Source organism: Burkholderia sp. MBR-1 (assembly GCF_013822785.1).
Taxonomy (GTDB): domain Bacteria; phylum Pseudomonadota; class Gammaproteobacteria; order Burkholderiales; family Burkholderiaceae; genus Burkholderia; species Burkholderia vietnamiensis.
Map to the genome: position 1 here is coordinate 1,871,383 of NZ_CP053610.1, position 12,699 is coordinate 1,884,081.

The 12,699-nt window shown below is 68.5% G+C and carries 12 protein-coding genes; 3 read left to right on the forward strand and 9 right to left on the reverse strand.

Features of this window, described 5'->3' with window-relative positions:
- Positions 1-107: 107 nt before the first annotated feature.
- From MBR110_RS22960 to MBR110_RS22985, 6 genes are all read right to left on the reverse strand, one after another.
- Entirely contained in the window at positions 108-1,142 is a 1,035-nt protein-coding gene (locus tag MBR110_RS22960; RefSeq protein WP_045577618.1) for an ABC transporter ATP-binding protein, read from the reverse strand.
- Positions 1,139-2,131: an ABC transporter ATP-binding protein gene (locus tag MBR110_RS22965; RefSeq protein WP_011881048.1), complete on the reverse strand. Its 993-nt coding sequence runs from the start codon at positions 2,129-2,131 to the stop codon at positions 1,139-1,141. Before MBR110_RS22965 ends, MBR110_RS22960 begins: the two co-directional genes overlap by 4 nt.
- A 1-nt stretch (position 2,132) precedes the next feature.
- The gene (locus tag MBR110_RS22970; protein WP_011881049.1) at positions 2,133-3,035 is read right to left on the reverse strand and encodes an ABC transporter permease; all 903 of its coding nucleotides are present in this window, start codon (positions 3,033-3,035) and stop codon (positions 2,133-2,135) included.
- Positions 3,036-3,048: 13 nt separating this feature from the next.
- Positions 3,049-3,987 carry an ABC transporter permease subunit gene (locus MBR110_RS22975; protein ID WP_011881050.1) on the reverse strand — a complete coding sequence of 313 codons (939 nt, stop codon included), beginning with the start codon at positions 3,985-3,987 and terminating at the stop codon, positions 3,049-3,051.
- A gap of 11 nt (positions 3,988-3,998) precedes the next feature.
- On the reverse strand, positions 3,999-5,612 hold the full coding sequence (locus MBR110_RS22980) for a peptide ABC transporter substrate-binding protein (RefSeq protein ID WP_060081269.1): 1,614 nt from the start codon (positions 5,610-5,612) through the stop codon (positions 3,999-4,001).
- Positions 5,613-5,790: 178 nt separating this feature from the next.
- Complete coding sequence (locus MBR110_RS22985) at positions 5,791-6,372, reverse strand: cupin domain-containing protein (protein ID WP_011881052.1); 582 nt, start codon at positions 6,370-6,372, stop codon at positions 5,791-5,793.
- Positions 6,373-6,872: 500 nt separating this feature from the next.
- On the opposite strand from MBR110_RS22985, the gene MBR110_RS22990 reads away from it, so the two are divergent.
- Together MBR110_RS22990 and MBR110_RS22995 are read left to right on the forward strand one after the other, a co-directional pair.
- A complete protein-coding gene (locus MBR110_RS22990; protein WP_011881053.1) occupies positions 6,873-8,393 on the forward strand; it encodes a peptide MFS transporter in 1,521 nt (506 codons plus the stop codon).
- Between the two features lie 118 nt (positions 8,394-8,511).
- Positions 8,512-8,730, forward strand: a complete 219-nt coding sequence (locus MBR110_RS22995) for a hypothetical protein (RefSeq protein ID WP_014724180.1) — start codon at positions 8,512-8,514, stop codon at positions 8,728-8,730.
- Between the two features lie 72 nt (positions 8,731-8,802).
- Here MBR110_RS22995 and MBR110_RS23000 read toward each other — a convergent pair whose 3' ends face one another.
- The 3 genes from MBR110_RS23000 to MBR110_RS23010 form a co-directional block, all read right to left on the reverse strand.
- On the reverse strand, positions 8,803-9,927 hold the full coding sequence (locus MBR110_RS23000; RefSeq protein ID WP_014724181.1) for an OpgC domain-containing protein: 1,125 nt from the start codon (positions 9,925-9,927) through the stop codon (positions 8,803-8,805).
- A gap of 357 nt (positions 9,928-10,284) precedes the next feature.
- On the reverse strand, positions 10,285-11,184 hold the full coding sequence (rarD, locus tag MBR110_RS23005) for an EamA family transporter RarD (RefSeq protein ID WP_011881056.1): 900 nt from the start codon (positions 11,182-11,184) through the stop codon (positions 10,285-10,287).
- Between the two features lie 12 nt (positions 11,185-11,196).
- Positions 11,197-11,493, reverse strand: coding sequence for an acylphosphatase (locus MBR110_RS23010; protein ID WP_011881057.1), 297 nt, complete (start codon positions 11,491-11,493; stop codon positions 11,197-11,199).
- A gap of 190 nt (positions 11,494-11,683) precedes the next feature.
- On the opposite strand from MBR110_RS23010, the gene hpnA reads away from it, so the two are divergent.
- Entirely contained in the window at positions 11,684-12,691 is a 1,008-nt protein-coding gene (gene hpnA, locus MBR110_RS23015) for a hopanoid-associated sugar epimerase (RefSeq protein ID WP_011881058.1), read from the forward strand.
- The last annotated feature ends 8 nt before the right edge of the window (positions 12,692-12,699 follow it).

Consider the following 12,699-nt stretch of genomic DNA (forward strand, 5'->3'; position numbering starts at 1 on the left):
GGCCCCCCGGCGTGCCCGGCTACGGACGCGCCTGTACCCGCCGCACGAAGATCGTTCGCGCCGCCCTTACCCCTGTTGACCTGCATCGTTGTGTTTGCTGCGTCACATCACGCCGCCGCGACGCCCGCCCGGATGCACGCGACGCGCGCCGCCGAGCCGGGCCGGACTTCCGGCTGCGGCACGTCCTGCGCGCATGCGTCGATCGCGACCGGACAGCGCGTGCGAAACGCGCAGCCGGACGGCGGATTCAGCGGCGACGGCATCTCGCCCGTCAACAGCATCGGACGGCGAGCACGCTCGCGCGCCGGCTCCGGCGTCGGCGCCGCGTCCAGCAGCGCCTTCGTGTACGGGTGCTGCGGCACGCCGTACACGTCGTGCCGCGTGCCGAACTCCATCACACGGCCGAGATACATCACGAGCACGCGCCGGCTGATGGCCTTCACCACCGCCAGGTCGTGCGCGACGAACAGATACGACAGCGACAGATCGCGCTGCAGATCGCGCAGCAGGTTCACGATCTGCGCCTGGATCGACACGTCGAGCGCCGACACGGGCTCGTCGCAGATCACGAGCTTCGGCTCGCCGATCAGCGCGCGCGCGATGCCGATGCGCTGGCACTGTCCGCCGGAGAATTCGTGCGGATAGCGCAGCAGGTGATGCGCGTTCAGACCGACGCGCTCGAGCATCGTGATCACGCGCCGGCGCACTTCCGCGCGCCCGAGGCCCGCGTGGTGCGTGACGAGCGGCTCCGCGACGATCTGCTCGATCGTCATGCGCGGATCGAGCGACGCGAGCGGATCCTGGAAGATCATCTGCACTTCGCGACGCATCGCGGTGCCGCGCAGGTGATCGGGCGCGACGGCCTGGCCGCGCCAGCGCACGGTGCCGGCCGTCATCGGCACGAGGCCGACCAGCGCGCGCGCGAGCGTAGACTTCCCGCAGCCCGACTCGCCGACGAGCCCGACCGTCTCGCCGCGCTTCACGTCGAACGACACGCCGTCGACCGCGCGCAGCGTGCCCTTCGGCGACCACGGATAGCCGCCCAGCGGCACACGGAAATGCACCTTCAGATCGTCGACGGACAGCAGCGTGTCGCTCGTCGTCTCCTTTGCGCCGGCATGGCGGCTTTCAGCGGCGCTCATCGCAGACCTCCCGTCAGATCGGCCAGCGGCCGGTGGCACGCGCGCAGCGCACCCGCCGCGCCGTAGGTTTCGAGCGCGGGGCGCGCGGCGGCACAGCGCTCCTGCGCGTACGTGCAGCGTTGCGCGAAGGCGCAGCCGGCCGGCGCGGTGCCGGGCATCGGCGGATTGCCGGGGATCGCGACGAGCGGCGCGTCGACGGCGTCGGTCAGCCGCGGCAGCGCGTTCAGCAGGCCGATCGTGTACGGATGCGACGGCGCCGCGAAGATCGCATCGGCCGGCGCGTATTCGACGGTGCGGCCCGCATACATCACCATCACGTCGTCCGCGAGGCCGGCGACCACGCCCATGTCGTGCGTGATCAGCACGATCGCCGTGCCGCGCTCGCGGTTCAGCTCGCGCAGCAGGTCGATGATCTGCGCCTGCACGGTCACGTCGAGCGCGGTGGTCGGCTCGTCGGCGATCAGGATCTCCGGCTCGGACAGCAGCGCCATCGCGATCATCACGCGCTGACGCATGCCGCCGGAGAACTCGTGCGGATACATGCGGATGCGGCGCGCGGCGTCCGGAATCCGCACCGCTTCGAGCGCGTCGATCGCGCGTCGCGTCGCGTCCTTGCGCGACAGCTTGCGATGCAGCTGCAGCGTCTCGGTCATCTGCCGCTCGATCGTCAGGAACGGGTTCAGCGACGTCATCGGATCCTGGAAGATCATCGCGATGCGGTCGCCGCGCACCGCGTTCAGCGCGCGCGTGTCCATCGCGAGCAGATCGTCGCCGCGGTAACGCGCGGCGCCCGTCGTCGTGCCGTTGGCGGCCAGCAACCCGAGCAGCGCCATCACGGTCTGGCTCTTGCCCGAGCCCGATTCGCCGACGATGCCGAGCGTCTTGCCGGCTTCCAGCGAGAACGACACGCCGTTCACGGCGTCGATCGGCGCGGCATCCTTGCGCGAGAAGCGCACGCCGAGGTTTTCTACTTCAAGCAACACTGACATCTCAGCGATCCTTCGGGTCGAGCGCGTCACGCAGGCCGTCGCCAACGAAGTTCACGCAGTAGAGCGTCACGCACAGCATGACGGCCGGGGCCAGCAGCAGCCACGGCATCGATTCCAGTTTCTGCGCGCCGTCCTGGATCAGCACGCCCCAGCTCGTCATCGGCTCCTGGACGCCGAGCCCGAGGAACGACAGCACCGATTCGGTCAGCACGATGCTCGGCACCGACACCGTCGCGTACACGACCACCACGCCGAGCAGGTTCGGCACGATGTGACGCCGCACGATCGAGGTCGGCGACACGCCGATCGCGCGCGCCGCATCGACGAACTCGCGATTGCGCAGCGACAGCGTCTGGCCGCGCACGACGCGCGCCATGTCGATCCACGAGAACGCGCTGATGGTCAGCACGACGAGCAGGAACGAACGGCCGAACAGCGTCATCATCAGGATCGCGATCAGCAGGTACGGGATCGCATACATCATGTCGACGACGCGCATCATCGCGGAGTCGACCCGGCCGCCCGCGAAGCCGGCCGTCGCGCCCCACGCGACGCCGAACAGACCGGACACCAGCGTGCCGAGCAGGCCGACCTCGATCGACACGCGGCCGCCGATCAGCGTGCGCACGAGCAGGTCGCGGCCGAGCTCGTCGGTGCCGAACCAGTGCTGGTTCGCCCAGGTCGGCGGCAGGCTGATCGAGCTCCAGTCGCTCGCGGCCGGATCGGCCGCGAGCAGCCACGGGCCGACGAAACAGGCGAGCGTGACGAGCGCGAGCAGCACCAGGCTGAACACCGCCGCGCGGTTGTGGAGGAAGCGCGCGAACGCGAGCGCCAGCGGCGAGCGCGAACGCGGCGGCGAGTCGGTCTGCACGGGCAGGCCGACGGCGGGAGTGGTCGGAGTCATCGCAGTGCCTCGCTCAGTAACGGATGCGCGGATCGAGCCACGCGTACGCGAGGTCGACCAGCAGGTTGAACAGCACGGCGAAGACGGTCGTCAGCACGACGAGGCCGAGCACCAGCGTGTAGTCGCGGTTGATCGCGCCGTTCACGACGAGTTGCCCGAGGCCCGGCAGCGAGAACACCGATTCGGTGACGACGGCCGCCGTGATCGACGTGATGCACACGGTGCCGAACAGCGACACGACCGGCATCAGCGCGGGCTTGAGCGCATGGCGCAGCACGATCGTCGAGCCGGGCAGGCCCTTCGCGCGCGCGGTGCGGATGTAGTTGCTCGACAGCGTCTCGATCATCGAGCCGCGCATCACGCGGGCGAGCAGCGACACGTTGATGAAGGTCAGCAGCACGATCGGCAGCAGCCGGTACTGCCAGCCGCCGTCGCCCCAGCCGCCGGCCGGCAGCCAGCCGTTGCCGGCCGACGTCTTCAGCAGGATCGCGAAGATCCACACCAGCACCGGGCCGAGCACGAACGGCGGCACGACGTTGCCGAAGTTGCCGAGCAGCATCACGAAGCGGTCGATCACGCTGTCGCGGCGCACGGCCGCGACGGTGCCGAGCAGCACGCCGATCACGATCGAGATCGGGATCGACACGCCGCCTACGCCGAGACTCACGGGCAGCGCCTTCTTCACGAGATCGTTCACCGACCAGTCGACGTAACGGAACGACGGGCCGAGATCGCCGTGCAGCAGCGAGCCGAGATACAGCAGGTACTGCTTCCACAGCGGCGCGTCGAGGTGGTACTTCGCATTCAGGTTCGCGAGCGTCGCCGCGGACAGCTGCTTCTCCGTATCGAACGGGCCGCCGGGCGTGAAGTGCAACAGCAGGTAGCAGACGGTGATGACGGCGAGGATCGTCGGCACCGCCCACAACGTGCGTCTCAGTGCATAGGCCAGCATGATCGCTCCGCTCAGTGCTTGATCAGGTACATGTCCTGCGAAGCGCGCATGTCGATCACGTTCTTCAGCGAGTAGCCGCCCACGTACGACTTCACGAGCCGGTCGGCCGAGTACTGGAACAGCGGCACCATCGGCGTGTCGCTCAGCGCCAGGTCGTGCGCCTGCGTGAGCAGCGCGGTGCGCGTGGCGTCGTCGAGCTTCTGGTTGCCTTCGTCGACCAGCGCGTCCACCTGCTTGTTGCAGTAGCCGACGGTGTTCTGCGCGCTGCCGCAGCGGATCAGGTCGAAGAACGTCATCGCGTCGTTGTAGTCGGCGAACCAGCCGTCGCGCGCGATCTGCACCTTGCCGTCATGCCGTTGCTTCATCAGCACCTTGAACTCGACGTTCTCGAGCTTCGTGTTGATCCCGAGCTTCGTGCGCCATTCCGACGCGGCGAACAGCGCCACCTTCTTGTGCAGGTCGTTGGTGTTGTAGGTGAGCGTGAACGACAGCGGCTTCGCGTCGGAGTAGCCGGCCTGCTTCAGCAGGTCCCTGGCGGCCGCGACGCGCTTGGCCATCGGCCACGACGCCCAGTCCGGCGTATACGGGCGCACGCCCTTCGTGCCGTTCGGCATCAGCCCGTACATCGGCTTCTCGCCGGCCTGCGTGAGCTTCGACGTGAGCAGGTCGCGATCGATCACCATCGACAGCGCGAGGCGCACGCGCTTGTCCTTCAGCACCGCGTCGCTGTTGTTCAGGTAGTAGTAATACGTCGCCAGCTGCAGGCCCTGGCGCAGCTCGCCGCCGAACTGCTTGTTCACCTGCTGGAAGATGCCCGACGGAATCGAATAGCTGTAGTCGATCTGGCCGGCCTGATACATGCGCATCGCGGTCTCGTCGCTTTCGATCGGCAGGTAGGTGACCTTGTTGATCACGACCTTCGGCGCGTTCCAGTACTTCGCGTCCTTGGTGATCACGATGCGGTTGTTCGGCTGCCAGTCGACGAGCTGGTACGCGCCGTTGCTGACCAGGTTGCCCGGACGCGTCCACGCGTCGCCGAACTTCGCGACGGTGTCCTTGTTCACCGGCGCGAGCGGCGCCATCGCGGTCAGCTCGGGGAAGAACGCGACCGGCACGTCGGTCGTCACCTCGAGCGTGTACGGATCGGCCGCGCGCACGCCGAGCGTCGCCGGCGCGGCCTTGCCGCCGATGATGTCCTTCGCGTTCTTGATGAATTCGACCAGGATCGTGTACTTCGAGCCCGTCTTCGGATCGGCGAGCCGCTGCCACGAATAGACGAAATCCGCCGCCGTCACCGGCTGGCCGTTGCTCCACTTCGCGTCGTGACGCAGCTTGAACAGCCAGGTCTGCGGCGTCTTGCGCTCCCACGACTGCGCGACGCCCGGCACGACCTGGCCGGCGGCGTCGATGCGAGCCAGCCCTTCGAACAGGTCGAGCCCGATCGTGTTGCCGGTCCACGACTCGATGTGCGCCGGGTCGAGCGATTCGACTTCGGCGGGCACCTGGCGCGTCAGGTCCTGTTGAGGAGCGAGCGCGACGTTCGACGGAACGGTCACGGCGTGGGCGGCGGGCACCGTCAGGGCGAGCGCGGCCAGCACGGCCGATATGGCATGCAAGGATTTCATCGTGGCAGTCTTGAGAAAGTTGTTCGGCGAGCGTGGCGCGGCGGATGCCGCGGCTTACGCGTGAGACGCTGACGGGTGCAGCGATCGAGGAGGCCCGTGATTCCCGTTTTGCATTTCAGTATTCCTTAAGTTTCTTTCGACAGGCATCCCGTCGAAGCAACGAAGGAATACCTGTGCGTTAGAACAGCCGCGGCGTACCGACCCAGACCACCACCGACTCCACCTTCGCGGTGTTGACCCAGCTGTGCGGAACCGTCGACTGGTAGTGCGAACTGTCGCCGGCCTGCAGGACGAAGGTCTTGCCTTCCAGCGTCAGCGACACTTCCCCTTCAATCACATACAGGAATTCCTCTCCCGCATGCGTCGTCACTTCCGACCGTTTCTGCCCCGGCGGCATCCGCACGAGGATCGCCTCGAGCTGACGCCCTTCGGTCACGTTGGTCAGCCTCGCGAACAGGTTCGCCGAATCGGCGAATCCGAAGAAGCGCAACTGCTCGCCTCTGCACACCGAGCGCTCCTCGCTCGGCGTATCCACGAAGTACTGCACCGTCACGCCGAGCGCCTGCGCGATACCGGCCAGCGACGTCAGCGACGGCGACGCGAGCCCGCGTTCGACTTGAGACAGGAACGGCTTCGAAATCCCCGCGGCGGTAGCGGTGTCGTCGAGCGTGCGCTTGAGTCGTTGGCGCAACGCGCGAATCTTGCTGCCCAGCGCAGCGGGTGCGTCAACTGACCGCGGGTTTTCAGTGGGGGGAACCATAGCAGGCCGAAAAGTGGTCGTCAAAAATTGTTTGATGGAAAGTAACTAAGTTAGATCGATTTGGCTTAGTCTTCGGGTTCGCACGCGTCTTCGGTGTTGAGCCCGGTGCGCTAAACAGGGACCGAAGCGCGCGAAAACAACGCGCTATCTTGCCAGACTCGCCGGCTTCACAGGCAAGCTGCGAGCGGCTCTCCGGGAATTTGCGGAGAACGGGCGCAAGTCTTACAAGTAAATAATGAGACAAATCTTCCTGAAAGCTGCTGCCATATCGGGAGTTTCCCTGAGTGGCGCAGACCCGACGCACCGGACCGGCAAACGTTACAACGCGTGCGCCGGTCGAGGCCGCGCGCCGCCCGCCCGGGCGGCGTCCGGCCCCGGCCCGGGCTGACCCGCCCGGCTGCTTCATCGCCGCTGCACGGCCTACCCGGCCTCGTGCGGCGGCGCCAGTTCGACCCCAGCGACGCGCGATCCGCGTCGTCCGTATCAAAACGAGATTGATCATGCACGCACCTGTTTCACAGACCCGATCGTTCACGACGGTCTTTCTCATCGAAATGTGGGAGCGCTTCGGCTACTACGGGATGGCCGCGCTCCTGGTCCTCTTCATGGTCGACCGGCTCGGCTTCACCGACAGCCACGCGAACCTCACCTGGGGCGCGTTCACCGCGCTCGTCTATGCGTCGCCGTCGATCGGCGGCTGGATCGGCGACAAGGTGCTCGGCGCACGTCGCACGATGATCATCGGCGCGGCCGTGCTGTGCGCCGGCTACCTGATGCTCGCGATGCCGAACGACGCGCTCGCCTACATGTACGCGTCGCTCGGCGTGATCGTCGTCGGCAACGGGCTGTTCAAGGCGAACGCGGCGAACCTCGTGCGCCGCATCTACGAAGGCGACGACGCGCGCATCGACAGCGCGTTCACGATCTACTACATGGCCGTCAACATCGGTTCGACCGTGTCGATGCTCGCGACGCCGTGGATCAAGGATCACTGGGGCTGGCACACCGCATTCGCGGTCTGCGGCGCCGGCATGCTGCTCGCGATCCTGAACTTCATGCTGATGCACCGCACGCTCGCGCACGTCGGCTCGCAGCCCGACGACGCGCCGATCCGCTGGAAGCGCCTCGGCGCGGTGGCGGCCGGCGGCGTCGCGCTCGCGCTGCTCACGCTGTACGTGCTGCAGCACAAGCAGCTCGCGGTGGCGAGCGTGTGGGCGGCGGCGTTCGCGATCCTCGCGATCTTCGCGTACATGATCGCGAAGTCGGAGCGCTCCGAGCGCGCGGGGCTGATCGCCGCGCTCGTGCTGATCGGCCAGGTGATCCTGTTCTTCATCTTCTACGTGCAGATGTCGACGTCGCTGACGCTGTTCGCGCTGCGCAACGTCGATCCGCGTTTCATGCTGTTCGGCACGACGCTGTTCACGTGGAGCGCCGCGCAGTTCCAGGCGCTGAACCCGATCTGGATCATGCTGCTGAGCCCGGTGCTCGTGTGGATCTACAACGCGGTGTCGAAGCGCGGCGGCGACCTGCCGGTCGCGGCGAAGTACGCGCTCGGCTTCGGCGCGGTGGCCGCCGGCTATCTGGTGTTCACGATCAGCGGCCGCTACGCGGTGGACGGCCGCGTGTCGTCGTGGTTCATGGTGTGGGGCTACGGCCTCTACTCGCTCGGCGAACTGCTGGTGAGCGGCCTCGGCCTCGCGATGATCGCGCGCTACGTGCCGGCGCGCATGAGCGGCTTCATGATGGGCGCGTATTTCGTCGCGACGGGCGTGTCGCAGTATCTCGGCAGCGTCGTCGCGAACTTCGCGCAGATGCCGTCGCACGAGCTGCCGGCGACCGAATCGCTGCCGCTGTACCTGTCGCTGTTCGAGAAGCTCGGCTGGCTCGCCGCGATCGGCATGCTGCTCGCGCTGCTGCTGCTGCCGATGATGAACCGGCTGTCGCGTCAGCATCAGCGCTGCGCGGACGAACGCCGCGACGAACAGGACGCGCAGGCGCAGGCGATGGCGTCGGCGCAGTAAGTACTATCCCTCGGCGTGCGGCATGCGCGCCACATTCTCCCGCCGGCGCGGCCGGCACGTCCTACACTGGTTGCAACGGCGCGTCGGCTCACACGATGCGCACCGGCGGGAGAGGATCATGAAAGGCAAAACGACTCGGCTGTTGCGGATACTGTCGGACATCCGGCACGCGCAACGCTGCACCGCGCTGCGCGCCGCCCGGGCCGCAGCCGAAGCAGATGCGGTGCTGGCGCAGCAGGACGACCCGAAGTCCGAAGCGCGCGACGACGCCGCACCTGAAGCCGAAACCGACGACACGCCTGCCGTGCCGCGCTCGCGCATCGGCTCCGCGCACTGACCGCATTCGGTGCGCTGCGCCGATTGCGCTCCCGCATTCACCGCAGCGCAGCGCCACGCCCCATCGCGCACTCTACGCCACGGCCCCGCGCCGGCGCGCGAACCACGCCCCCGAACCGGCCACGGCCATCATCAGCCCCACCGCGCACGCGTCGGCCGCGAGGCCCACGCCGAGATGGCGCAGTTGCGCGCCGTTCGCGACCGGATGCAGCAGCGAATCGATGACGAGCGAAATGGCGGCGCCCGCGACGAAGCAGACGAGCCCGCGCCGGCCGACCGCCACTACCGGCCGCACCGCGCGCGCGAGCCGCTCGATCCAGCCGCGCCGCACGCAATCGGCCATCAGCCATGCGATCGCCGCGAAGCTGACGACGCGCGACAACGCGAGGTCGCGCTTGAGCAGCCCTTCCGGTGCGGGCAGCCCCGAGAACAGCTTGTAGCTCGCACAGCCGAGCACGATCGCGCACGCGACGCCGGTCGCCGCGGCGCCCCAGCGTCCGAGCGCGACGCGCCGGTAGAACGGCTGGCAGCGCGCGAGCACGCCGGCCACGAACATCAGCTGCCACGCGAACGGGTTGAAGCTCCAGCGAAACGAATCGGTATCCAGCAGTTCGGGGCCGAGCCAGCCGGCCGCGCCCCACGATGCGACGCTGAACGCGACCGTGAGCCACGGATGGCGGCGCGCGAACGGCACCAGCACCGGCGACGCGAGCGCGAACAGCACGTACATCGGCAGCACCGACGCGAGATACGGCTGGCGCTGGAAGGTGAGCAGCTCGGCCGCGCCGGTGAGCGGCGACGCGAGCATCACGCTGACGTCGTCGAGCGCGAGGTTCGGCGCGTCGATCCCGTAATGGTCGAGCACGGCCGAGACGATCAGCATCAGCGTCGAGGTCGCGAGAAACGCCCGGTAGATCTGCATCGCGCGGCGCACGAAGCGGCGCTGCGCGGCGCGCGGGCCGTGCCGGTCCGCAATCGCGCCGTACGCGCTCGCGGTCGCGAAGCCGCCGAGGAACACGAACACTTCGGCCGCATCGCAGAGCGCGAACGCGTGGAGCGTGACGCGCGACAGGACGCTCGCGCCGATATGGTCGACGACGATCATCAGCAGCACGATGCCGCGGAAGAAGTCGACTTCGATCAGGCGGCCGCTGCGCGCCGGCAGCCCCGCGGACACGAGCGGCGCGCTCACCGACATGAGCACACCTGCGACGCGTAGGCGCGGCATGCGCCGGCAGAGGGAACGAGGCGGCTGGTGCGATCGGCGGCGCCGCGCGTATGCCCGCGGCGTGCCAGCCTGGCCGGCGAGGCAAGGAGATGACCGTTCATGGGAAAACCGCATACGAAGAGAAGACGGTGAACCCAGTCTAGTGGCCGTCGCGGGAATACCCTAAGTAACAAAATGCAACGGCATCTTCTGTTCGATTACAGCCGCGACGCAGGCGCTGCGAAGCTGGCGGAGCCGCCAGCTCGATGTCGGCGCGCTGTCAGCTCGCGGACGGCAACGGGCGTCGGAGCAGGTGCGGCGCACGACGCGGGCGCGCGCCGAACGCCCTCAGCCGCGCATCGGCAGACGCCGCATCAGCATCGCGCTGTGCCATGCGGTCAGCGCGACGGCGGCCCAGATCGGCGCGTACGTCGCCAGTTGCGACGCGTTCAGCGTCTCGCCAAGCAGCAGCAGCGACACCGCAACGAGCAGCACGGGCTCGACGTAGCCGAGGATGCCGAACAGCGCCATCGGCAGCATCCGGCTCGCCTTCAGGTAGCTCGCCAGCGCGAGTGTGCTGAGCACGCCGAGCCCCGGCAGCAGCGCGGCCCACACCAGCGGATGGCGGCCGACCGGCGTCGCGCTCGCCGACACCATCGCGAGCGCGACCGGGCACAGCAGCGCGATCTCGAGCGCGAACGCGGCGAGCGAATCGGCGTTGATCCGCCGGCGCAGCACGAAGTACGGCGGATAGCCGAGCGCCACGACGAGCGTCGGCCACGCGAATGCGCGCGTCGCCCACACTTCGTGCGCGACGCCGAGCGCCGCGCATGCGACGGCCGCCCATTGCAGCGGATCGAGCCGCTCGTGATAGTAGAAGCGGCCGACCAGCACCATCGTCAGCGGCAGCAGGAAATAGCCGAGCGACACCTCGAGCATGCGGCCGTGCAACGGCGCCCACAGGAACAGCCACAGCTGCACGCCGAGCAGCGCGGCGCTGACCGGCAGCGCGATCAGCAGGCGCCAGTCGCGCACGCTGCGCCGCGCGAGCTCGACGAGCGCGGGCCAGCGGCCGCGCAACGCGATCAGCGCGAGCGCACCGGGCGCGGTCCACAGGATCCGCCACGCGAAGATGTCGAGGCCGGTGAGCGGCGCCAGCAGTTTCGCGTAGACGGACATCAGCGCAAACAGCGTCGACGCCGTCACCGACAGCGCAATGCCGCGCCCGGCTTCCGGATACCCCGTCATGTCGGGTTCGCCTTACTGCTGCTGGAAGCGCTCGAAGCGCCGTTCGACGTGGCGCTCCTCGAACGTCACCTCGGTCACGCGCGCGGCCGGCGGCCCGTGGCGCAGCCAGGCGAGCATCCGGTCGATCTGCGCGCCGGGGCCCTGGATCATCGCCTCGACGCTGCCGTCCTCGAGATTCGCGACCCAGCCGCGCAGCTTCAGCGCATGCGCCTCGCGCACCGTCGCGTGACGGAAGCCGACGCCCTGCACGACGCCGCGCACCCGCACGTAGTAGGTCTCGATTCGTTCGTCCAGTTCATTTCGGCTCATCGCGGCGCGCTCCCTTGGTGCATTCAAGCCCGGCATTGTAGTCGCGTCGGGCGCTTCCCACACGCACGCGGCCGGGGTGCGCGGTGGGTGCGCGGTGCATGCGCGGCGGTCGCGTCGCCGCGCGCGCCGACCACGTACAATCTCGCCGACGCACAACCGCCGCGCGCTCGCGCGGCCCCGAAGGAAACGCATGACTGATACCTCCCGCGATCTCGTTCTCGTCACCGGCGCGTCCGGTTTCGTCGGCTCGGCCGTCGCGCGCATCGCGCAGCAGAAGGGCTATGCGGTGCGCGTGCTGGTGCGCCCGACCAGCCCGCGCACCAACGTCGCGAACCTCGACGCCGAAATCGTCACCGGCGACATGCGCGACGAGGCGTCGATGCGCGCCGCGCTGAGCGGCGTGCGCTACCTGCTGCACGTGGCGGCCGACTACCGGCTGTGGGCGCCCGACCCGCACGAGATCGAACGCGCGAACCTGGAAGGCGCCGTCGCGACGATGCGCGCGGCGCGCGCCGCCGGCGTGGAGCGCATCGTGTACACCAGCAGCGTCGCGACGCTGAAGGTCACGAGCGCCGGCGATCCGTCCGACGAGAACCGGCCGCTCACCGCCGAGCAGGCGATCGGCGTGTACAAGCGCAGCAAGGTGCTGGCCGAGCGCGCGGTCGAGCGGATGATCGCCGACGAAGGGTTGCCGGCCGTGATCGTGAACCCGTCGACGCCGATCGGCCCGCGCGACGTGAAGCCCACGCCGACCGGCCGCATCATCGTCGAAGCGGCGCTCGGCAAGATTCCGGCGTTCGTCGATACGGGCCTGAACCTGGTGCACGTCGACGACGTCGCGCACGGCCACTTCCTCGCGCTCGAGCGCGGCCGGATCGGCGAGCGCTACATCCTCGGCGGCGAGAACCTGCCGCTGCAGCAGATGCTCGCCGACATCGCCGGGATGACCGGCCGCAAGGCGCCGACGATCGCGCTGCCGCGCTGGCCGCTGTACCCGCTCGCGCTCGGCGCGGAGGCCGTCGCGAAGTTCACGAAGAAGGAGCCTTTCGTGACCGTCGACGGGCTGCGGATGTCGAAGAACAAGATGTACTTCACGTCGGCGAAGGCCGAGCGCGAGCTGGGCTACCGCGCGCGGCCGTACCGCGAAGGGCTGCGCGACGCGCTCGACTGGTTCGGCTCGGCCGGCTATCTGAAGTAGCACAAAGC